The 21,230-nt window shown below is 37.4% G+C and carries 22 protein-coding genes; 10 read left to right on the top strand and 12 right to left on the bottom strand.

Annotation, left to right across the window (positions count from 1 at the left end):
- Positions 1 to 15: 15 nt before the first annotated feature.
- The 5 genes from LKW28_RS00395 to LKW28_RS00375 all read right to left on the bottom strand — a co-directional run bounded on the left by LKW28_RS00395 (position 16) and on the right by LKW28_RS00375 (position 5,692).
- On the bottom strand, positions 16 to 2,058 hold the full coding sequence (locus LKW28_RS00395) for a transglycosylase domain-containing protein (protein ID WP_229138361.1): 2,043 nt from the start codon (positions 2,056 to 2,058) through the stop codon (positions 16 to 18).
- Between the two features lie 104 nt (positions 2,059 to 2,162).
- On the bottom strand, positions 2,163 to 2,849 hold the full coding sequence (locus LKW28_RS00390; RefSeq protein ID WP_229138360.1) for a TenA family transcriptional regulator: 687 nt from the start codon (positions 2,847 to 2,849) through the stop codon (positions 2,163 to 2,165).
- A gap of 12 nt (positions 2,850 to 2,861) precedes the next feature.
- Positions 2,862 to 3,881, bottom strand: a complete 1,020-nt coding sequence (locus tag LKW28_RS00385) for a GNAT family N-acetyltransferase (RefSeq protein ID WP_229138359.1) — start codon at positions 3,879 to 3,881, stop codon at positions 2,862 to 2,864.
- Positions 3,878 to 4,927 carry a DUF3419 family protein gene (locus LKW28_RS00380; RefSeq protein WP_324254995.1) on the bottom strand — a complete coding sequence of 350 codons (1,050 nt, stop codon included), beginning with the start codon at positions 4,925 to 4,927 and terminating at the stop codon, positions 3,878 to 3,880. Before LKW28_RS00380 ends, LKW28_RS00385 begins: the two co-directional genes overlap by 4 nt.
- Before the next feature lie 15 nt (positions 4,928 to 4,942).
- The gene (locus LKW28_RS00375; RefSeq protein ID WP_229138358.1) at positions 4,943 to 5,692 is read right to left on the bottom strand and encodes a hypothetical protein; all 750 of its coding nucleotides are present in this window, start codon (positions 5,690 to 5,692) and stop codon (positions 4,943 to 4,945) included.
- A gap of 292 nt (positions 5,693 to 5,984) precedes the next feature.
- On the opposite strand from LKW28_RS00375, the gene LKW28_RS00370 reads away from it, so the two are divergent.
- The 4 genes from LKW28_RS00370 (at position 5,985) to LKW28_RS00355 (ending at position 9,281) form a co-directional block, all read left to right on the top strand.
- Positions 5,985 to 6,605: a DUF47 domain-containing protein gene (locus tag LKW28_RS00370; RefSeq protein WP_229138357.1), complete on the top strand. Its 621-nt coding sequence runs from the start codon at positions 5,985 to 5,987 to the stop codon at positions 6,603 to 6,605.
- A gap of 15 nt (positions 6,606 to 6,620) precedes the next feature.
- Positions 6,621 to 7,619, top strand: a complete 999-nt coding sequence (locus tag LKW28_RS00365) for an inorganic phosphate transporter (RefSeq protein ID WP_229138356.1) — start codon at positions 6,621 to 6,623, stop codon at positions 7,617 to 7,619.
- Positions 7,620 to 7,691: 72 nt separating this feature from the next.
- Entirely contained in the window at positions 7,692 to 8,771 is a 1,080-nt protein-coding gene (locus LKW28_RS00360; RefSeq protein ID WP_229138355.1) for a hypothetical protein, read from the top strand.
- Positions 8,772 to 8,912: 141 nt separating this feature from the next.
- The gene (locus LKW28_RS00355; protein ID WP_229138354.1) at positions 8,913 to 9,281 is read left to right on the top strand and encodes a potassium channel family protein; all 369 of its coding nucleotides are present in this window, start codon (positions 8,913 to 8,915) and stop codon (positions 9,279 to 9,281) included.
- A gap of 35 nt (positions 9,282 to 9,316) precedes the next feature.
- On the opposite strand, the gene LKW28_RS00350 is transcribed toward LKW28_RS00355, so the two are convergent.
- Together LKW28_RS00350 and LKW28_RS00345 are read right to left on the bottom strand one after the other, a co-directional pair.
- The gene (locus LKW28_RS00350) at positions 9,317 to 10,063 is read right to left on the bottom strand and encodes a GTP cyclohydrolase II (RefSeq protein WP_229138353.1); all 747 of its coding nucleotides are present in this window, start codon (positions 10,061 to 10,063) and stop codon (positions 9,317 to 9,319) included.
- A 109-nt stretch (positions 10,064 to 10,172) separates the two neighbouring features.
- Positions 10,173 to 12,635 carry a YhgE/Pip domain-containing protein gene (locus LKW28_RS00345; protein WP_229138352.1) on the bottom strand — a complete coding sequence of 821 codons (2,463 nt, stop codon included), beginning with the start codon at positions 12,633 to 12,635 and terminating at the stop codon, positions 10,173 to 10,175.
- 246 nt (positions 12,636 to 12,881) lie between these two features.
- Between LKW28_RS00345 and LKW28_RS00340 the strand changes: the two genes are divergently transcribed.
- From LKW28_RS00340 to LKW28_RS00330, 3 genes are all read left to right on the top strand, one after another.
- On the top strand, positions 12,882 to 13,298 hold the full coding sequence (locus LKW28_RS00340; protein WP_229138351.1) for a MarR family winged helix-turn-helix transcriptional regulator: 417 nt from the start codon (positions 12,882 to 12,884) through the stop codon (positions 13,296 to 13,298).
- A 17-nt stretch (positions 13,299 to 13,315) separates the two neighbouring features.
- Positions 13,316 to 14,530 (top strand): MFS transporter, encoded by a 1,215-nt coding sequence (locus tag LKW28_RS00335; RefSeq protein ID WP_229138350.1) that lies wholly within the window; start codon positions 13,316 to 13,318, stop codon positions 14,528 to 14,530.
- 116 nt (positions 14,531 to 14,646) lie between these two features.
- Positions 14,647 to 15,210, top strand: coding sequence for an FAD-dependent oxidoreductase (locus LKW28_RS00330; RefSeq protein WP_229138349.1), 564 nt, complete (start codon positions 14,647 to 14,649; stop codon positions 15,208 to 15,210).
- A 42-nt stretch (positions 15,211 to 15,252) separates the two neighbouring features.
- On the opposite strand, the gene crcB (LKW28_RS00325) is transcribed toward LKW28_RS00330, so the two are convergent.
- Both crcB (LKW28_RS00325) and crcB (LKW28_RS00320) read right to left on the bottom strand, forming a co-directional pair.
- The gene (crcB, locus tag LKW28_RS00325; RefSeq protein WP_229138348.1) at positions 15,253 to 15,612 is read right to left on the bottom strand and encodes a fluoride efflux transporter CrcB; all 360 of its coding nucleotides are present in this window, start codon (positions 15,610 to 15,612) and stop codon (positions 15,253 to 15,255) included.
- Positions 15,609 to 15,992 carry a fluoride efflux transporter CrcB gene (gene crcB, locus LKW28_RS00320; protein ID WP_229138347.1) on the bottom strand — a complete coding sequence of 128 codons (384 nt, stop codon included), beginning with the start codon at positions 15,990 to 15,992 and terminating at the stop codon, positions 15,609 to 15,611. The genes crcB (LKW28_RS00325) and crcB (LKW28_RS00320) overlap by 4 nt, the downstream gene beginning before the upstream one ends.
- Before the next feature lie 125 nt (positions 15,993 to 16,117).
- Between crcB (LKW28_RS00320) and LKW28_RS00315 the strand changes: the two genes are divergently transcribed.
- The 3 genes from LKW28_RS00315 (at position 16,118) to LKW28_RS00305 (ending at position 18,238) form a co-directional block, all read left to right on the top strand.
- Positions 16,118 to 16,942 carry an EcsC family protein gene (locus LKW28_RS00315; protein ID WP_229138346.1) on the top strand — a complete coding sequence of 275 codons (825 nt, stop codon included), beginning with the start codon at positions 16,118 to 16,120 and terminating at the stop codon, positions 16,940 to 16,942.
- A gap of 97 nt (positions 16,943 to 17,039) precedes the next feature.
- Complete coding sequence (locus LKW28_RS00310; protein WP_229138345.1) at positions 17,040 to 17,651, top strand: hypothetical protein; 612 nt, start codon at positions 17,040 to 17,042, stop codon at positions 17,649 to 17,651.
- A gap of 119 nt (positions 17,652 to 17,770) precedes the next feature.
- Positions 17,771 to 18,238: a hypothetical protein gene (locus tag LKW28_RS00305; protein ID WP_229138344.1), complete on the top strand. Its 468-nt coding sequence runs from the start codon at positions 17,771 to 17,773 to the stop codon at positions 18,236 to 18,238.
- A gap of 187 nt (positions 18,239 to 18,425) precedes the next feature.
- Here the strand turns inward: LKW28_RS00305 and LKW28_RS00300 are convergent, their stop codons facing one another.
- The 3 genes from LKW28_RS00300 to LKW28_RS00290 all read right to left on the bottom strand — a co-directional run bounded on the left by LKW28_RS00300 (position 18,426) and on the right by LKW28_RS00290 (position 21,185).
- Positions 18,426 to 18,956 carry a CBO0543 family protein gene (locus LKW28_RS00300; RefSeq protein WP_229138343.1) on the bottom strand — a complete coding sequence of 177 codons (531 nt, stop codon included), beginning with the start codon at positions 18,954 to 18,956 and terminating at the stop codon, positions 18,426 to 18,428.
- A gap of 116 nt (positions 18,957 to 19,072) precedes the next feature.
- On the bottom strand, positions 19,073 to 20,551 hold the full coding sequence (locus LKW28_RS00295; protein ID WP_229138342.1) for a SulP family inorganic anion transporter: 1,479 nt from the start codon (positions 20,549 to 20,551) through the stop codon (positions 19,073 to 19,075).
- A gap of 274 nt (positions 20,552 to 20,825) precedes the next feature.
- Positions 20,826 to 21,185 (bottom strand): putative zinc-binding protein, encoded by a 360-nt coding sequence (locus LKW28_RS00290; RefSeq protein ID WP_229138341.1) that lies wholly within the window; start codon positions 21,183 to 21,185, stop codon positions 20,826 to 20,828.
- Positions 21,186 to 21,230: the final 45 nt, after the last annotated feature.

Below are 21,230 nucleotides of genomic sequence, written 5' to 3'. Positions count from 1 at the left end.
AAGGGAGCTTCCTCTTTAGTCATCACCTTTGTCTTTCTTTTTTTCTTCTTTTTTCCGCTTTTTCTCTTTATCTTTATGCTTTTTTTCTTCTTCCTTCTTCTTCTTTTTTTCCTCTTTCCAATTCCCCTTATTATTACCCTGCCCATTGTTTTCTTTCCACTCATTCTCTTGCTTTTTTACAGGAGGCTGATAGGCTGGGAGATTGAATGAACTTGGCGCTACATTAGTTAATGATTGCTGAATAATCTCTCTAAAAATGGCCGCGGCAGTAGAACTTGTATTGGTTAGGTAATGATTCTCATCTGTCTTGTCATATCCAAGCCATACTGCACCAACAACTTCTGGCGTATATCCAACCATCCAAATATCCTTTGCTCCATTAATTCCCTTGATGGGAACCTGGGTAGAACCGGTCTTCCCTGCCACTTCTCTTCCTTCAATTTTAGCATGGCGACCAGAGCCGTTTTCAACCACACCCTTCAGCATAAATGTCATTCTCTTAGCAACCTCGGGAGTTGTAATTTGTACTGGCTCTTCATTCCACTCGGCAATCATTTCTCCATTCGCATCGACAATTTTTGAAATGGCATGTGCCTTCGTCTTTTTCCCTTCATTCGGAAAGGTTGTAAAGGCTTCGGCCATATGAATCGGAGCAACCCCTTCATCAAGGCCGCCAAGAGCAATACTTAAGTTTTGATCATTTTCTGTTATTGGAAGTCCAAATTCTTTTACCGAATCAATCCCTGTTTTTAGTCCAATTTTATTTAAAAGCCATACCGCTGGAACATTATCTGAGTCCCTTACCGCATCGTATATGGTCACACTGCCTTTAAATTTTCCGGAAACATTTGATGGCTGATAGCCGTTAAAACTCATTGGCTGGTCCGGTAATACATCATAAATGCTGTAACCGTGCTCAAGTGCTGGTGTATACACAGCGAGTGGTTTAATCGTTGAACCTGGCTGTCTTTTTAATTGGGTCGCATGATTGAAACCTCGAAACACATGCTTACCTCGTCCGCCAACCAAGGCGCTAATTCCACCGGTCTTAGGATCTACTAAAATGGCGCCGCTTTGAAGCAATTGATCTTCACTGCTAGCAGGAAATAAACTGTCATTTTGATAGATATTTTCTACCGTTTCCTGCATGTGAGGATCAAGCTCCGTATAGATTTCTAAGCCACCTGACATGACTTCATTTTGCGTTAGACCATATTTTTCGATCGCTTCCTCAATAATATGATCAACATAGTATGGATACTTTCCTTCATACGGATCAAGCTGGCGCCCCTTAAATACCATTTCTTGTGCTTTTGCTTCCTTCATTTGATTAGAAGTAAGGTATCCTTGCTCCTCCATCATTGCTAAGACAAGATCTCTTCTGGCAAATGATTTTTCTTGGTCGATTAAAGGGTTCATTCGGGAGGGTGATTTAATTAAACCTGCAAGAATAGCCCCCTCACTAACCGTTAATTCCTTAACCTCTTTACCAAAATACGTCCTTGCAGCATTTTTTATCCCCCATGCCCCTTCACCAAAGTAAATCTGATTTAAGTACATTTCCATGATTTTCTCTTTTGAAAAAGTACGTTCAATTTTTTGGGCAAGGAAGAATTCCTCTATTTTTCGTTTCAATGTTTGTTCATGAGTCAGAAATACATTTTTCGTTAATTGCTGAGTAATCGTACTACCACCCTCTACGATTTCCCCTGCTTTTAAATTCCGGAAAAGTGCACGAAAGATCCCAATATAATCCACACCGGGATGTTTGTAAAATCTCCTATCCTCAATAGCGACAACTGCATGAATAACATGCGGCGGGATTTTTTCATAGCTGACCCCTTCCATTTTAGGTCCAGGTACCTTGCTCGCAATTTCCCCATTTTTATCATAAATAATGGTTGGTTCTGGTAATGGATTATTTAAAGCAGTAACATCCCGAGATTTGATATACATGTTGAGTCCAATTGCCACGAATAAAATAAAAAGCAGTCCCACCAACAGGATGATTTTTACTTTTCCAACCTCGGAAAAAGTCTTGATGAATTTTTTTCCCATTCGAGTCTCCTCCAGATGCAATACGTTGTTAAATTTGCATTACATATATTGATTCGAATGGGAATTTATTTTTTGGGGATATCGATCATTTATTTAGCAGACAATTAAGCAAGACGGCGAACTTCTTCCAGAATATCCGTGTACATTCTTGAATGGTAATACATGCCAAATTGTAAGCCACGTTCAATGATTTGCTTTTGGTCTCCATCATAGCTTAGTGCCACGACTTCATAAATTTCGTTTGCATGCTGAACATCCAATACTTCATGATCAGTGAAGTGAACAAGTGATTTATTTTCACTTCCATAATTACTTTTCGCAAATTGTCCAACCAATGGGGATACACGAGCAACAATCTCTTCGATAACACCCAATGCAGCAAGCCCCTCTAAATAGTGATAATGAAGGCATAGGTCGGTCAATCCGCGATTATAGGCAATAACAGCGATGCTCGGCTTGCTCTCCTTAATTTCCTCTTCTGAAACACCAATCCCTGTTAAAAACTCCTTGTACGTTTCACTATGAACATATTTTTCATTCATTTTTCCATGCTCTTCAAACAAATTTTCCACAAGGGGCATTCTCATACGGTAATCAGACATATTTGTTAAAATCGCCGATAAAAAACGCGGAAAATACAGAACAACATGATATATTTGAAGGGCGATTTCCTTTCGTTGTTCATCCGAGAAATCGCCATTATTTATAGCCATAAACAAAGGATGCTCTTCTATTTTCTTTTCTTGAAACAAACGATCTGTCACTTTCTTTAACTCTACAAATTTCTCCATGATAAAATCCCCCTAAATAAGTGTTAATTCATGAAAATCCATTGAAAGGTTTGCCGGAATATCTCCATACGCAAATGTCGTTGAAGATAGCTTTACAAAAAAAAGATTGCTTCGGAAATTTTGGGCTTCCACACTCGATACTCCAAAAAACAAATAGCTATATTTTTGCCTAAACTCCTTTTGAATAAAAGAGATAAATTCCTTTTGATAGGTTTGTGGCGTTTCCTTTGCTGCGAAAAACGCCAAGTAAGCATGTCGAAATTCCTCACCCTGATTTGGGAGTGGTGGGCAGCCTGCAATCCTGCAAAATAAATTTACTAATTTAAACGTAAAAGGAAGTTTCTTAGAAAGCCTAAGTTTTCGAGCTTGGGATTGGTCTACAAGCTTGCAAATGGCAAGATCTGCATTTGAGTCATCCCTCAAACTTAAAAATACACCATTTTCTTTTAAAAACATTTGTTTTCCACATGGAGCAAATGCTTGAAACCTTGCTAATTTTTTATAAATCCCCCATGCTTCATCCCCGCTAATTTCAGATACATGCAGTCCGTTACTCCTGTATTTCAGAAACAAAGGTACACCAATATGAACGGTATTTCCAATTTCAATTCCACCCGGAAGGAGCCCTTTACCTTTAGTCATTGTAGCTTTGTTGGTGTTACTATCAAGTACAGTGGAAAACATCCATTTCACGTTTCCTTCGTTTCGATAGTGAGTTAATAATTGCTCTGCTAAGCGATAAAAGGCAAACGTTCGATGATAATCAGGATGAATTCTTAAATCATTTAAGTAATACACTTTTTGGCATGTTTTATTGACTACCCGCATCTGCTCACTAACAGCAATACAGCCGATTAATTCATTTTCCTTGAACAAACCAAAATTTCTTGTCGTCCCGAATTCCACTGGCAAGTGAAAAAAATTGGGAGAACGGTCAACATAGAAAAGATCGCTTCCCGTATTTGTTGTCTTTGCCAATTGAAGTAGTTGTAGGTTTTGAGATTCATTTAGCTCCAAAAATTCATAGGTCATACAAACTGACCTACGGTTATTTTTTGATATAGCATAGAACGTTCTAATTTTTCACAACGCATAGACAAATCAACATCATGAATAAATTGCTTCATAAAGACATCAGGCAATTGACTGGTACTGAGCATATTTCGGAACAGCACGACAGCCTTATCCGATTTGGCTTGTAGAATTCCGTTGCAAATTGCTCCTTTGCTATTTACATCCGCCCAATCAAATGCATTCGACAAATAAAAAGCATCAATAGAATCTTCCTTACTTAATAGCTCTTGGATACTCAAAGGATTTATTGAAAGTTTATCAATATTCCTTTTCGCCGCTTCGTACCCTTCTTCAGATAAATAAAACGGAACTCCCTCGTTTTGGTTATACAAATAGGAAGAAAATAAAATCTGAGTTAAAAAATAATTATTGTGGATCGGCTTTGTTTTTACTTCCTTCTCAAACTGACTTATGAAGAATGTTGCGAAATCATTTTCGCTTGCATTAGCAAACATAAAGCTTGGGAAGAATTGAAGATGTGTTGTTTTGCTTAGCAATATTTTTGCAGCTGTTCTCCACTCAGCTGTGGTCATGTATTTTCCGTAAAAATCCGCCTGCTCTTCTAAATTCTTCGCAGTGAATAATTCTCTCCAAACCGTTTCATCATAAATATTTCTGCAAATATTTTCTCCAATGAATCGATAAAAGCGTTCATTTACACCGCAGTGATTGATACCGAATTCGATCTGATGAAGATGCTGTTGCCAATATTCTCTCGCATATTCAGGTAAGTCCTTTGCTATTTTTTCATACAAGAGGACACGATTATCGGTTGCACTTTCCCCAATAAAAGCAAGAAACTCCTTCAACGAAAAATGCCGGATAGCCACTTTTTTTAACTCAATCAACGCACATTGTGCTGGATTAATATCGACACAGAGTACTTGATCAACTGAGTCATTTAGAATGGAAAATGCCGTGCATCCTCCAGAGCCAATGACTAAAACTTTCTTTGGTATTCTAATTTTCGTAATCTCTCTTTCTACTAAACTATCCTCTCTAATTGTGAAAAAAAGATATCAGACATTGCTTACAATCCCCCCTTTAAATAAGGTTAGCACTTCTTGTTTTCCTTCCTTCCAGTTGGTCATCCGGTTTCCCCCACGTTCCAGCTGCCGCTTAAAATTTTCACGGTCATTTGATTCGGCTGGCACATATGAATACAAAACGACATTCATTCCTTGTGAAAAATCTATGTTTCTTGAATGAAGCCAATTCTCTATTTCTGCTGGGTGAATAGACTGCTTATAATATAGATTGTCAGTTGATTTAGTGGTCATCGTTTCAACATCAAGGTCATGGATATGGGAAAGCTTCCCGGAATATATTCGAACGTTTTCCTTAATTTCTTCTGGAACCCGATTTTCGTGGAATTTTGGATAAGCAAGATCCTCAAATAATGCTTTAAAAAACACCAATACCTCTGGATTCTCGATTTCAGCGAGAAGATGAATCTTCCGACCTTTATTCTCTTGCATTACCACTTGCATATAGTTTAAAAAAAGGTCAAGAAAACAACTCATTCTCGAAAACAAAGGTCCAAAATAGACAAATTTTTCACCCTTCTGTTCAAAGGTTTGAACAAGTTGAAACCCATGAAGCTTTTGATTACGCCTTAAGCAAATTACCTGATCGTATATTTTAAATCTAGAGAGAAGATATTCTTCCCTAACTTTACTCACCTTTTTTGAGAGCGATCTCATTTCTTCCTTGAGATTCGTAGGCAATTGCTTTGTATCGATTCTTTGAATATTCAATAAATGTGCCACACATCCCACCAACCAATTCCTCTAGTGTAAAATTACACCATATGCTATTTAGTGTAATTTTACACTATTATAGATAAATTTCAAGTATATTTCCTTAATTTTCTATAGATAATAAGATAATTGAGTTCATTCTTTCATTATTCAAAACACAAATGTACGTTCAAAAAAGACAACTAGTTCTTTTAATATTACATTTTTGTAAACTTTGTTAATTTTTCATTGTAAATTCGACAAATTTAGGCGAAAATCTACATTGTGCTTATTTTAATCTCATTATTGGAGGAACAATATTATGTTCGCAAAAAAGAAAAAAGATGTGTTCTTTGACGCACTTACATCAATCTCGGCAAATGTAAAGGAAGCCGCAGACTATTTTGTACAGTTTAAAATTAAAAATGTAAGTGATCTTAAAGAGTTTTCAATTGAAATGAAAAATTATGAGAAAAAAGGCGATGATGTCATTCATGGTTTAATTACTGAACTAAATAAATCGTTTATTACTCCGATTGAACGTGAGGATATTCTTCAACTAGCAATGAAAATGGATGATGTATTAGATGGAATGGAACAATGTGCAGCACGTTTCGAAATGTATTCATTGACACATACTGACGAATATATGACCACATACTCTGACCTCATCCAAAAAAGCACGGTTGAGATCTACCATGCCATTGAACTTCTTTCAAGTAAGAAGCTTTTAGATATGCGTAAACATGCAATCAAAATTAATGATTATGAATCTGAATGTGATGAATTATTGAGGGTTTCAATCAAACAACTGTTCCAAACAGAAAAAGATCCAATTAAAATTATTCAGTTAAAGGAGATTTATGAGATTCTTGAAGGCATTTCGGACTACTGTGAAGATGTTGCGGATACGCTTGAAACCATTATTATGAGAAATGCATAAGGGAGAATCTTTTAAATGGACACTTTACTAATATTAACAGTTTTAATTGTTTTCTTTGCATTGGCATTTGATTTTATTAATGGATTCCATGATACAGCTAATGCAATTGCTACAAGTGTTTCAACGAAGGCACTAAAGCCAAGGCATGCCATTATCCTTGCAGCATCGATGAACTTTATCGGTGCAATAACCTTCACAGGTGTGGCCAAAACGATTACGAAGGATATTGTCGATCCATTTGCCATTCAAAATGGATCAGTAGTCATCCTTGCAGCACTCCTTTCGGCAATTGCGTGGAACTTAATTACTTGGTACTACGGAATTCCTAGTAGTTCATCCCATGCATTAATTGGCTCCATTGCAGGTGCAGCTATTTCTGCTGCGGGTTTTGGAATTTTGAATTATGGTGGTTTTATTAAAATACTGGAAGCACTTATTCTTTCACCATTTATTGCTTTAGCAGTTGGTTTTCTCATGATGAGCCTATTTAAAATCCTATTTCAGAATTCCAGTCTTTATAAAACAAATAAAGGTTTTCGTACCTTTCAAATTTTCACTGCTGCTCTTCAATCTTTTACACATGGAACGAATGATGCCCAAAAAGCAATGGGTATTATCACAATGGCATTGATTGCTGGCGGATTCACAACATCAACCGATATACCATTATGGGTCAGATTTGCAGCCGCAACAGCGATGGGGATAGGTACCTCAATTGGAGGATGGAAGATTATTAAAACAGTCGGTGGTAAAATTATGAAAATCCGTCCAATCAATGGAGCTGCAGCGGATCTTTCTTCCGCACTTATCATTTTCAGTGCGACATTCATCCATTTACCTGTAAGTACAACCCATGTTATTTCTTCAGCGATTATGGGGGTTGGTTCAGCTCAACGGGTAAAAGGGGTAAAATGGGGCGTTGCTCGAAAAATCGTCTTTACTTGGATTATTACCCTTCCAATTTCTGCAGCTTTAGCTGCAATTATTTACCAAATTATTAACATATTTTTATAAAAGGTGGCTATTGCCACCTTTTTGTATTTGTTATAATTATCTTGTAAGCAAATGAAGTTGGGAGGCAACCCTATGGCATATTCACTAAAAAAGAACAGGTCTATTTATATTTTTATGGTCCTTGCCCTTTTAATTCTTAGTTCGAATTATACTGTGATGATCATTCAACCATTTGAACCTGTTACAGATACATTGATACTTGCATCCTTATTTGATTTGACAATCGTCTTACCACTCTTTTTCTATTTATTTGTGGTTCGAAACCGCCTTTCTTTGATTACCCTTCTCCCAGTTGTGATTGGTGGCTTTTGGTTTGCTTACTTCATTGTTCCTCATCATGACTTAGTGATCTTTGACTATGTAAAATACGGGATATTTGGACTTGAAGGCCTCTTTATTATAGTTGAACTTTTTCTTGCGGCCTTATTATTACGTAAAATTCCTACTCTCTCTCGCAATTATAAAAACCAAAAGGAAATCGAGTACTTTTACCCTCCAGCAATGCGTACAGCACTAACTCAAACGTTTGGAAAGAAAAAGCTGATTGATATTCTCGTCTATGATTTTTCAATCTTCTATTATGGCTTCTTTTCATGGAAGAAAAAATGGGAGTCTAAAAATCATATTCGTTCCTTTACAATACACATAAATTCGGGATATTTCGGGCTATTTATCATGCTCGTCCATGCAATGGTTATAGAAGTAATTGGAGTTCACTTTTTAATCGCACACTTCTGGAGTCCAACTGCTGCTTGGATTTTTACGGCATTAGATTTATATGCACTGCTTTGGATTATTGCAGACTATCATGCTGTACGTCTTTCACCAATTGTAATAAAGGATGGTAAGTTTTTTGCACAGGTTGGAATAAGACGTGAAATTGTAGTTAATTTAAAAACCATTAAATCGATTCAGCCAACCATTACAGGTAAAAAAGAAAGGGCTCAAGAAAAGCATAGTTTTGCAATCACGTTACCAAATCTTTTTGAAGAAGATCCACAATTTGAGATTAAATTATCTGAACCTGCTTTGGCTAATCTCCCATTTGGATTAAAACGAGAAATGACCAAACTTTATGTAACAGTTGATGACAAAGAGGGCTTTTTACAGGAATTGAATAGCTATCTTGAAAAAAAAACCATAAATGAATAGTAACATAGCCCTAACTTGGCGAAGTTTTGCCGGGTTTTATTTTTTGGTAAAAAGGCATATCGGGAGGCTAGTCTATTCCTCCGATTTCATAATATATATATATATATATATATAAAAGCTGGCTTTAAGGATGTGAGTATGATGAAATCGTTCATACATCGAAGGAAGACCCTGTACCGGGCGCTGATCTTTATGGTTGTGTATCTTAATACATTATTAACATTTGCGATTATATATATTTTGTTAGACTTGCTAGATTTAGGAGCCGTGCATGATCATTACGCGTCTGTTTCTCATCAGGAGCAATCGCTGGATGTTGTAACTAGATCCTTGTATTTTAGTGCGATTACACTTCTATCGGTAGGGTATGGGGATGTGACACCATTTGGAATTTCAAGAGCAGTTGCAATTGCAGAGGCACTGATTGGTTATTTGTTACCTGTGGTGATCGTGATTCAATTTCTACCTCCTTTCCGAAACACAGAAGGAGAAAATTTTCCGTATGATTAAAAATGAGCTAGCCTATTCAGGTTAGCTCAAAACGTTTAGAAAGGTTGTTCATCTTGGGCCATTTCGACCAAGTGTCCGGCTTTTTCTATTTTTGTCTTTAAATATTTACGATTATAATCGGACACATCTCCCCAGATAGGCATCCTCTCGGAAACATTCATTCCAGAGTCTTTTAAGGCGTTCATTTTTTTCGGATTATTCGTTATTAAAGAAACAGGTTTGGACCGCAATGTTTTTAATACGCGAATGGCATCATCATAATTTCTAGCATCATCCTTAAAGCCCAACTGGATATTTGCTTCTACTGTATCCAAGCCATTTTCCTGAAGAATATAGGCCATCGCTTTACTGAATAACCCGATCCCGCGTCCTTCATGATTTGCTAAGTAAAACAAAGCTCCAGCCCCGTGATCTACAATAATTCTCATCGATTGTTTTAGCTGATATCCACAATCACAACGCTTGCTTCCAAAAATATCACCTGTATGACAAATACTGTGCATCCTTATTAAAGCCTCTTCCGCATTTTCGAAATCCCCATAAACTAAAACACTTGATTGCTGCCTTTCAGCAAGATTTGTAGAGGATAGCTTTTCAATAATTCGATTAGCATCAACAGTTACCTCATCACATAACAGCCAACAATACCAGTTAAAAAGAACTGTCTCTCCATCCAAATTGACTGGAAGCATGATTGGTCCAACTAAGTAAATTGCTTTATCTTCTCTTTCAATGAGTGTTATCTTCTCTTGTAAAATGGAAAGAATCTCTTTTGAAATCAAGTAAAATCCCCCTAGGTTTAGTAGATGTTTGTAGTATTTGATTTTCAAGTGATTTTATCCTATTATAAAAACCCGATTACGCCTTTTTGAGGGTAATCGGGTTTACATATTATGCTGAAATGTTCATGTCTTCAGATTGCTTTTTCCCACTTACTAAGAATACGCTTAAAGCGAGAACAGCAAAAATAGCGAAGTAAATAAAGAGTATTCCAATGTTTGCCCACATAAAGCTGGTATCATTAAGTGAAATAATCGACTTAAATCCAGCATTTGTATACGTTAACGGTAAGAATTGACTTAGATTTCGTAAGTTTTCTGGTAGCATTTCGACCGGTAGATTAGCGCCTGTAATTGATAATTGCAGAACAATAAATGCTAATGCTGCAAATCGACCAAGGTTACCACCCACTGCCACAAGGAAGAAAATAATTGTCATAAATGTCATACTCACGAAAATCGTAAACAAGATAAACGAAAACGCATTTCCTACCTGTAATTGCAGGAATAGTAATGCAAAAATTGATACGAGTAATGCCTGTCCAATTGCATAAATAGATAGCTGCATATACTTACTAGCAAACCAGCTTAACTTGGAACTTGGTTCTTCTGCTGGCTTCTTAAAGTCAACAATAAATGACATAATAAGCATACCAACAAATAATGCTAAAGAGATAATATATGGTGCTGTTGAATCACGATAATATTGATAGCTATTCACTTTTTCACCAACTGTTTTAACAGGAGAGGAGAACATTGCAATATTCGCATCTGATGCATTGATACCTCCTGTTTTTTCAGCACCCTCACCAAGACCCGAAGCCAGCTCTTCACTACCGTCTTTAATTTTGCCTACCCCATCATTGATTTGAGTAGCACCATTTGTTAAATCGCCCCAGCCAGTTTTGACAGTTTGTGTACCGTCACTCACTTGCTTCATACCATTATGGATTTTACCTGCTCCAGCAGATAGCTGTGTCCAGCCCTTGTTAACGTCGGCATTTCCTGCAGCGATTTGTGAAGTACCGGCTTGAAGTGTAGTTACACCAGCAGTTAGTGTTTGCCAGCCCGTGTTAACTGTTTGGTTTCCAGTTGCAATTTGGGAAGCTCCATTATACATTACTGGGATTTTTTCGAGCATTTCTAGCCAAGAGTTGTTTAGAACTTCAGTTCCTCCAGATAGTTGTTTAAAGCCAGGAATTAATTCCTTATTTACTTTATCATGTACGATTGTTTGACCTGCAAGTAAAGCAGCTACTCCGTTTCTTAAGGTTTTTGGATTAGAAGGGTCATCCGACTCATGATAAATTCCATTTGCAAGAGCTTCAACCCCAGGTTTTAATTCTCCATCGACCTTCTTTACCATCTCTGTAATACCACCGCTTATACCCTGGCTAAGCAACACCAGCTGCTGAAATACTGGATCATTAGCTAATGCAGGATGTGCAGCGTATCCACTTAAACCATTAGCAAGTTGTGATGATAAACCCGATAACTGTGTCGTGCTTGTACTTAGTAATCCTACTCCAGCACTAAGTTTTACGCTCCCTGGATACAATAGAGTTTCAACACTTCCATTTAAGTTTTGTAGCCCTATTAAAATTCTATCTGTCCCATCTTTTAATAATGGACTTGATTCATCTAACCTTTTTGCACCTTCATATAGTTGAGTTATTCCAGGTGCTCCACCTTTTATTTTAATGAGAAGTTCTTCAACACCAGTCTCAAGATCCGCAGACCCCTTAGCAAGTGCTGCAATATCCGCTGACTTTCCTTTTAAATTACTAAGGATCTCAGCTGTACCATCATTAGCAGCTTTGGCACCCGCGGCTAGTTTTGCAATATCACCTTTCTTTCCAGTGAGATTGTTCAGTAATTCTCCTGTTCCAACTTCAAGTTCCTCAGCTCCAGCTGCAAGCTTATCAATATCTGGAGCTTTTTCCTCTAAGGAATCCACCATTGTAGTGGTACCCTCGTGAAGTTCTGTTGAACCAGTATGGATTTGCTCAGAACCATCTGCTGCTGATTTGAAACCGGTTGCAATTTCTCCTAGTTGTGTAAATAAATTTTTCGCATAGGTTTCTGTTATTTGATTTCCTAATTGCTCACGAATTCTTTCAGTTGCACTATTTGTTACCTGGGATGCCATGAAGTTGAGTCCTTCATTTTGGATATAGCGCAGCTCCGGGATTTGTGGACTTTCATCCAATACAGTTGTAATCTTCTCTGAAAAATCTTCAGGAATCTCAATAACCATGTAGAAATCTTGATTTTCAAGACCCGAATCTGCTTTTTCTTTGCTGACAAATTGGAAACCTAATGTCATAGATTCCTTCATACTTGCAACAAGATCTTCCCCAACATTAATTGGCTCATCGCCCGATACCGCACCTTTATCAAGGTTTACAACAGCTACTGGCAGATTCGAAAGATTGTCATACGGTGACCATGTTGCAGAGAGTAGTATTGCTGCATATACAATTGGTATGAGCAACACAGCTATGACTGACAGTAGTACCCCCCTTTTCCTAGTAAGTTTAACTAGGTCTGCCTTTAGTAATAAAAATGCATTCATTCGGAAACCTCCTTCTATTTTTTTAGTCGCAATGAATGAATACTCATTCATATAATATCCATTTTATTCCGACTTTTCTTTATATTCTTATCAGTCTGTTAAAATTCCTTCCTAAATCCAAATTGTCGAAAAATTTATTTTCTGTCGAATATTCCCCCCCTAATCTTCCCCTTGCTTTTTAATATAAATAGCTATATAGTTACCTAGGTAACTAATTTATGAAGATATGTGCATTGGGGTGATTTTATGCAAACAGGTCATAGCTTATTTCACGCAGTGCATCAGTTGTCACGTCAGCTTACGAAACAAATAAACGAAACATTGGAACCCTTCGGACTATTTAGCGCACAATGGTCCGTTTTATTTGTTTTAAAAACAAAAGGGACTTTAACACAATCTGAGCTATGTGATTATTTAACTGTTGAAGCGCCACCTATGACAAGAAACATTCAAAAGCTTGTGAAGCTCGGGCTTGTCAGACAAGTCCAAGGAACTGACAAGCGGATGAAACATATTGAATTAACGGAAATGGCATTAGCTGAATATCCGAATTGGGAACAGGCTGTAATCGAAATGAATCAAAGACTAGTAGAGAATTTTCCAATTGAATTACAGGAGCAGCTTACTGGACTTTTAAATCAATGGTTCCATCAGATCAAATAACAACAGGAGGAGACATAATGGGGCAACAGAAGCTTTGGACGAAAGATTTTCTCAACCTTTCTTTGAGTAATTTCTTCGTTTTTTTAACATTTTATTTTTTATTGGTAACACTGCCGGTTTACACATTAAATGATTTAGGTGGAAATGAATTAGAAGCAGGGCTTATGATTACTGTATTTTTATTCTCCGCAATCATCATCCGCCCATTTGCAGGACAATGGTTAAATACGATTGGAAGAAAGAAAGTCCTCTCTCTTTCCTTGCTTATTTTTATGATTTCATCACTTTTTTACTTCTTTACACCTTCCATTTATTCCGTTTTACTCTTACGTTTGTTTCACGGAATTGGATTCGGAATGGCTACAACCGCTGCTGGTGGGATTGTTGCAGACATTATCCCAGATTCACGCAAGGGTGAAGGTATGGGATACTTTATCATGTCTAACAACCTGGCTATGGTTATTGGTCCGTTTTTAGGATTAACATTAATGAATCAATCAGGAATGAACAGTGTGTTTATCTTTGGAGCGATTTGTGCCATCCTTGCATTACTGACAGGTTATTTTGTAAAAGTACCTGCAAGCGCACAAGAAACTCAAGAAGTTGCAAAAACAAAATTATCTTTTTCGGATCTCTTTGAGGTTCCGGCTATTAAAATCTCTATTGTAGGTGGGCTATTAGGGATTGTATACTCATCCCTCTTATCTTTCGTTTCTGTATATGCTCAGGAAATTGGGCTATTAGAGGCTTCAAGTTTCTTCTTTGTTGTATATGCAGTTGTACTTCTCGTTTCAAGACCTTTCACTGGAAGATGGTTTGATGAATACGGGGCCAACAAAATCATCTACCCATCGATTGTGGTGTTTGCAATCGGTATGCTTCTCCTTGGAATTGCGTCAACTGCGATTATGTTTTTACTAGCTGCTGCCTTAATCGGATTAGGCTGGGGAACTTTATTTCCTAGCTTCCAAACGATTGCTGTACAAGCTGCTGCGCCAAGAAGAAGAGGTACAGCAACAGCTACATTTTTATCCATCTATGACACTGGAATTGGCTTAGGATCGGCTGTTGTCGGCCTTCTTAGTTCGAAAATTGGACTAGGTACTTTTTATTTCTTTAGTGGCTTTTATGTGTTACTTGGAATCGTACTTTATTATTTTCTTCATGATCGGATCACTAAACCGGTTGTTCAAACAAAACAAACCTATAACGAAACATCAGAGACAATGTAGAATAAAAAGGGTTTCCTTTTTATCCTTTTTTAAAGCAAAAAATTAGATTGGCATGATAGAAATGGGTATAATTATCATTGAATACATACTATTTTTACATAAGGAGTGATTTAGGAATGTTTGATGTTGTGATTGTAGGAGCTGGTCCTGCTGGGGCAAGTGCTGCATTATTTACTGCAAAAGCGGGAAAGAAAACTTTACTTTTAGATAGTGATAAAGGTATGACGAAGCGTGCTTGGGTTGAAAACCATTATGGTGTCATGGAAATTGAAGGTCCGGAATTAGTGGAGATTGGGCAAAAACAAGCAGCAAAATTTGGTGCGGAAGTTGTTCAACAAGCGGTTACTTCAGTAGAAAAAACTGAAAATGGTTTCAAGGTTGTAACTGAAAATGGCGAGCACGAAGGTAAATACGTTATTTTTGCAACAGGAGCTTTAACAGATGTAGCAGCAACAGCAGGAGTTGCGACTAAGGATGGCACTGAGCCGCGTATTAAAACAGTTCTTGATGTTGATGCATCTGGTAAAACAAATGTAGAGGGCATCTGGGCTGCTGGTACATGTGCTGGTGTAAGTGTACACACAATTATTACTGCTGGCGACGGTGCGAAAGTTGCAATTAATGTAATCAGTGAAATGAATGGCGAACGTTATGTTGACCATGACGTACTAAAAAAATAAATCAATCATATGTGAGCCAGGTGTAATATTCACCTGGCTTTTTTATGTATTAATCATAATCCCAATATAAGCGGATATGGTACAGAAAATTGTTGAAGCCACTATATAAAGGATTGCCTGTTTTCCTTTCTTCGAAAGAAGTAATTGAAGGGCTTCATATCCAAAAGTAGAAAACGTCGTGAATGCCCCACAAAACCCTACTCCTACCAGCAACCAACACCACTCTGGTATGGAGTGATTTAGTTTCATTCCCGCTAAGATTCCTAACAAGAATGATCCTGCAATGTTAATGAACATGGTGGGGTATGGGAATTGAGTTCCAGTCCTCTTGCCAATCCATATTCCAACAAGGTACCTGCTTGTCGCTCCCAATGCTCCTCCAATTCCTGCTAATAACATCATGATGCCTCACCCAATTTTCGCAAATTAGCCAATTGATAACCCAAGAAAGAAAGCAGGATTCCTGCAAATAGGCTCGATATGACATATACAAAGGCGAGTCCAACATTGCCTCTTTCCATTAAATGAACTACTTCAACTGAAAAAGTAGAAAATGTCGTAAACGACCCAATAAAACCTGTGCCGAATAACAAAGATATTTTGGGATACCTATTTTTTTGATTAGCGATAAAGGATAATAACCATCCTAAACAGAAACAACCTATTAAATTTACGGTTAAGGTTCCAATCGGAAAACCATTGGGTGCTGGCACCAATTCGCCAACTAAATAGCGACAACAAGCCCCAAGAAATCCTCCGATCATGACAAAAAGTATATTCATCCAATCACTGCCCTAATCATAGTTAGAATATTATACCACTTTCATGATGATCCTGTATTATTTGAAACTATTTTAACATCCAATCGTATTACCCATAACGGATTAAAAAAGAAAGAGGAGTGCTTATGGAGTCCAAACAACTACTCGAAAGTGAATTAGCGAAGATAGAGGCTTGGGAAAAAAGTCAAAATGGATTATGGTTTTGGGAACGGATTGGTCGAATCCCTTTTAAAATTTTAGATAAGCTGACACCAAAGTTTATTCATGAAAAAATAGGCATACTCCTTGATGAAATCGGCAGCTATATACAAACCGGCGGCAAATATCTCATCCAAGAAAAAGCGATTTTAAGTCTCGTTGAACGCAAAAGCAATACACAGATTGACAGTATCTCAGATATTGAACAAATTCCGCTGCAATCAATGATTGATGCCAGTCATGAGCATGCTAAGAAATGGGCGAAGGTGGCCACGCTGCAAGGTGCAACTACAGGAATCGGTGGAATATTTACACTGGCAGTTGATATTCCTGCTTTGCTTGGAATATCGTTAAAAACACTTCAAGAAATAGCCATTATTCATGGTTTTGACCCCAAGGATAAAAATGAACGTATTTTTATCATTAAATGCTTGCAGTTTTCATCCGCAGATGTAGTTGGAAAGCAGGCGATCCTAAAGGAACTTTCCAGCTTTTATCAAGGCAGAAATTCCCCAAATGAAATGATGTCCCAACTACAAGGATGGCGTGAAGTTGTGTATACATATCGTGATCAATTTGGCTGGAAGAAGCTTCTACAGATGATCCCAATCGCGGGCATTGTTTTTGGAGCCATCTCAAATCGTTCAATGATTCAGGATCTTACTGAAGTTGGAAATATGTTATACCGAAAAAGAAGGATTTTAGAAAGATTACAGGATGAATCAACAGCATCCTTGCCGCCCCATTCATAGGGGCTTTTTTTATTTGTACAACCTAATGCTTAATCTTTCACGTTTTATTAAAAAATCGAATAAGATACAAAGAGACTACTAAAAGGAGTTATCAGTGATGAAATGGAAAAATTACGGATTATGGGTCTCTCTTGCATCGATATTGTATATGGTGTTTAAAGATTTAGGCTTGCAAATAGATTTAACAACATGGGAAACATATGTGACGGCTATTATCGGTCTTCTTGCCGCATTAGGGATTATTTCTAACCCTGACAAAGGTAAAGGATTTTTCGATAAGATTCCGAACTCTCCTGCTGAAGCGATAACACAGGTGGCGGAACAACTACAATATCAAGATGAATCATCTAATGGTCAACAAGAAATGCCACCACAAAATCAAAATCCAGGTAAAGTACAGCAATTCCAAGAATATCCTCCACAACAAAACCAATCACAACCTGATCAAAATATTCAACAAAACAACTTAAACACAACAAACTCTGAACACAATAAGTATCAAGACTACACTAATGGTATGCAAAATAATTTAAATCATAACGGTCCCCCCTTTTCGCAGGAAGTCGAACCTACTCAGATTCAACCAGGAATTAATGTACAAGTAGATCAATATACAGAAACACCATCACGAAAGCAAACACCAAGCAACACATCCTTTGACAGAACCAGTATCCACGGGATGCCAGCACCCCCTAATGAGCATATGTAGCTTTCAAAATGAGGCACCTGATCTTCAGGTGCTTTATTCCATAAAAATAAATGAATAATTAACTGGGAAATATAAGAAAATAGGGTTATAGAAACGATAAGAGTGGTGGTAAAACGAATGTGAAGGCAGTAGAGCGTATTTTTTGGAGTATTGCATTACCAGGGTTCGGACAATTATTAAATAAGCAATATGTGAAAGGACTTACTTTTATATTCTTAGAGTTCTTGGTCAATACCTGTGCAAACTTTAATGAGGCAATCATGCTAAGCTTCTTAGGTGAAACAGGGCAAGCTCTAACATCAATTGATTATGGGTGGCTCATGTTTTACCCCTGTCTTTACTTTTTTGCCATGTGGGATGCTTTTAAAGAAGCTGGTGGTGGAAAAGCCCCCTATTCCTTTCTGCCATTTGCCTTCTGTGCTTATTGTGTGACAGTCGGTTTAATGGTTTCACCGAAAGCAATCTTTTTTGGAATCACTTTTGGGCCAGTCTTTTTCCCAATGATTTGTGTCATTCCAGGGATTGTAATTGGGTTACTTATCAGAAAGATTATCCTAGCCTTTGGTAAAAAAGACGCTTTGGCGTAAATTACATAAACCAAAAGGTTGCTGAGAAACAGCAACCTTTGTCATTATTTAACCTTTTTATATTTTTTGTCTTTTACCTAATCTTCGTAAAAAACCTTTAAAAACATCCCTTCCAAAATTCTTACTTCCTTACATATGTAAAAGATACTACTGAGTTATCAGTAGTATCTGTTTATAATCACAGTTTTTACCGAAACACCGAGGAAGGTACATCAAAGATAAACCAGAGGAATAGGACAAATATAAACGAGGCAACCCAGGCACGAAACGGTCGCACATGATGCAACCGAAGAATGGAAAACATCACGAGATTGAATAGAATCGACCACCAAATGTTCCAGCCATTATCATATTTTATCAGTCCAAAATATGAGTCAAATGCTTCGTTGACTGCATAAATGCCACTCCATATAAAAATATAGCCCATTTGCTTAAGCCATGTTTTTTCCTCAGGATATCTACCTAAAAAAATTAGTATGGTTGCAGGATATTTAATGGCCATGATTGAAAGGCTGATATGTGTATTAGTTAATCCTATGTCTTGGTCAAGGCCCTGAGGAACATAAGTCCACATAGGATAATAATCTGACAAAAAATATAAATAGAGAAAATCACCCATAAGCAAAAAGAGGTACGTTGGATAGTATTTTTTAAAATTTCTCCAATCACCCCAAATAAATAATGCAGCTATCCACACTAAACCATACAATGCATTCACAAAAGGCACCTCGTTGTTCCAACTGTAAAAATTTTGAAATTCTCTATTATTCTATCCCATTCAATCTTGAAATAGACAAAAAACACGCTATCACAATGACAGCGTGTTTTCATAAATTATTGACCCACAGCTTTTTCAAGACCTTCTTGTGTCTTGTAAACAGCGAGTTTTTCAACTAATTGATTACTTTCAGTGTTTAACCCTTTAATGTTTACTTTAGTTCCATTTTGATGATATTTTAAGACGATTTTATCAATTGCACCCACCGCCGAATCATCCCAAAGGTGAGCTTTTGATAAATCTAAATCAATTTCTTTTACATCCTCTTTGAAATCAAAGCTATTTACAAAATCAGTAACCGATGCAAAAAACAGCTGACCTGATACATGGTACACTTTTTTATATGAATCCTTTGCAATAAGACTTGTTACTTTCACTTTTGAAATCTTTGAAGCAAAGAAAAGCGCACTTAAAATGATACCAACTAAAACACCTTTTGAAAGGTCATGGGTTAGTACTACCGTAATAACCGTTACAACCATAACAATTGTATCCGTGATTGGAACCTTATGAAGGGTACGTAATGAAGACCAGTCAAACGTTCCGATACAAACCATGAACATAACCCCGACAAGGGCTGCCATTGGAATTTGTACTAAGAAATCTTTTAATAATAATATTAAGACCATTAAAAACGTACCGGCAACAAACGCAGAAAGTCTTCCGCGTCCACCTGATTTTACGTTAATTACAGATTGCCCAATCATCGCACAACCAGCCATCGCTCCAAAGAATCCAGAGACAATATTCGCAATCCCTTGTCCACGTGCTTCTTTATTCTTATCACTTTCGGTATCTGTCATATCGTCAACAATCGAAGCCGTTAATAAGGATTCAACTAATCCAACAATAGCGATGGATAGTGAGTAAGGGAAAATAATTTTTAATGTTTCAAAATTCAACGGAATATCAGGCAGTAAAAAGATTGGTAATGTTGATGGGAGTTCGCCCATATCCCCTATCGTACGGACTCCACTATTTGTCATAACCGCGATAATTGTCATGACAATAATTGCAACTAATGGCGATGGGACCACCTTTGTAAAACGCGGGAATATATAGATAATCGCTAAAGCCCCCGCTACCATTGCATACATTGGCCACGATTCACCTGCAAAATGCGGCAATTGAGCAGCAAAAATAAGGATTGCTAGTGAATTCACGAATCCAATCATAACAGAACGTGGAACAAATTTCATGAGCCTTCCTAGCTTTAACACACCCATGATAATTTGAATAATCCCTGTCAAAATTGTCGCGGCAAGTAAATATTGCAGGCCGTGATCAGCAACTAATGTTACCATTAACAATGCAGTCGCACCTGTTGCCGCAGAAATCATGCCAGGTCTTCCCCCGAAAAATGCGATTGTGACCGCAATACAGAATGAGGCATAAAGGCCTATCATTGGGTCAACCCCTGCAATAATTGAAAAGGCAATTGCCTCGGGAATAAGTGCAAGTGCAACCACAATCCCAGCTAGGATATCTCCTCTCACATTACCAAACCATTCATTTTTATATGTTGATAAATTCAACTCAGCACCTCTTTCTATCTGGAATAATTTTGTCTTAGACTTTCAACTCTTATGAAAGTCGGGTCCGTCTTGAACAAATCATAGTATATCGGATTGTTGCAGTTCTGTTAATTCACTATGTAAGCGCAAACATCAGGTTTTATCTTTCCTTCCTTCCTCTTTCCTCTCATTTTCACTATGATATTATAAAAAAATAAATGTTTAATGGTAGTTTTTAGACAAAACAAAAGGCAGTTAGTCCCTTTCATCGAAAGTCTAACTGCCTTACTCTTTTCTAATTACTTGTTAGTTCCAAAATCTGATTGTAGGCATTTTGGGTAAGTGCTGGATCCGGATCCACATGCTGTTTTTTCGGAACCTCAAAATTTGTTAAGACAAAATGATGCTTTGCTTCAAGATCATGTCTTGCCAAAATATGTTTACAGCAGGCTAGAGGACATCCATCGATCGCAATTATATCTCGGCCTGATTTTGCCGTTTTAACAAGTGGTTTGACATCCCCACCTACCCCAGCTATACAAGACATTTCAGCAACATTTTCTCGATCCATTTTTATTGCAATTGAATTTGCGGTTTGTGCTGCTGATGAACACCCTGAACACGAGTACACGATAGGTAAATTCTTTCTTTCCACATTCATTCCCCTCCCGATATGTTTGACATCAATTGTAAGTTATTT

This window comes from Bacillus sp. REN16 (assembly GCF_020731355.1).
In the GTDB taxonomy this organism is placed as follows: Bacteria; Bacillota; Bacilli; order Bacillales; family Bacillaceae_L; genus Ferdinandcohnia.
Note: the sequence above shows the minus strand (reverse complement) of the source record. Positions and strands in the feature narration are given on the sequence as shown.

Excerpts from the sequence above, each read along its gene's own strand:
- LKW28_RS00395 (WP_229138361.1), bottom strand. The coding sequence starts at position 2,058 with ATGGGAAAAAAATTCATCAAGACTTTTTCCGAGGTTGGAAAAGTAAAA.
- LKW28_RS00390 (WP_229138360.1), bottom strand. The coding sequence starts at position 2,849 with ATGGAGAAATTTGTAGAGTTAAAGAAAGTGACAGATCGTTTGTTTCAA.
- LKW28_RS00385 (WP_229138359.1), bottom strand. The coding sequence starts at position 3,881 with ATGACCTATGAATTTTTGGAGCTAAATGAATCTCAAAACCTACAACTA.
- LKW28_RS00370 (WP_229138357.1), top strand. The coding sequence starts at position 5,985 with ATGTTCGCAAAAAAGAAAAAAGATGTGTTCTTTGACGCACTTACATCA.
- LKW28_RS00365 (WP_229138356.1), top strand. The coding sequence starts at position 6,621 with ATGGACACTTTACTAATATTAACAGTTTTAATTGTTTTCTTTGCATTG.
- LKW28_RS00360 (WP_229138355.1), top strand. The coding sequence starts at position 7,692 with ATGGCATATTCACTAAAAAAGAACAGGTCTATTTATATTTTTATGGTC.
- LKW28_RS00355 (WP_229138354.1), top strand. The coding sequence starts at position 8,913 with ATGAAATCGTTCATACATCGAAGGAAGACCCTGTACCGGGCGCTGATC.
- LKW28_RS00345 (WP_229138352.1), bottom strand. The coding sequence starts at position 12,635 with ATGAATGCATTTTTATTACTAAAGGCAGACCTAGTTAAACTTACTAGG.
- LKW28_RS00340 (WP_229138351.1), top strand. The coding sequence starts at position 12,882 with ATGCAAACAGGTCATAGCTTATTTCACGCAGTGCATCAGTTGTCACGT.
- LKW28_RS00335 (WP_229138350.1), top strand. The coding sequence starts at position 13,316 with ATGGGGCAACAGAAGCTTTGGACGAAAGATTTTCTCAACCTTTCTTTG.
- LKW28_RS00330 (WP_229138349.1), top strand. The coding sequence starts at position 14,647 with ATGTTTGATGTTGTGATTGTAGGAGCTGGTCCTGCTGGGGCAAGTGCT.
- crcB (WP_229138348.1), bottom strand. The coding sequence starts at position 15,612 with ATGATGTTATTAGCAGGAATTGGAGGAGCATTGGGAGCGACAAGCAGG.
- crcB (WP_229138347.1), bottom strand. The coding sequence starts at position 15,992 with ATGAATATACTTTTTGTCATGATCGGAGGATTTCTTGGGGCTTGTTGT.
- LKW28_RS00315 (WP_229138346.1), top strand. The coding sequence starts at position 16,118 with ATGGAGTCCAAACAACTACTCGAAAGTGAATTAGCGAAGATAGAGGCT.
- LKW28_RS00310 (WP_229138345.1), top strand. The coding sequence starts at position 17,040 with ATGAAATGGAAAAATTACGGATTATGGGTCTCTCTTGCATCGATATTG.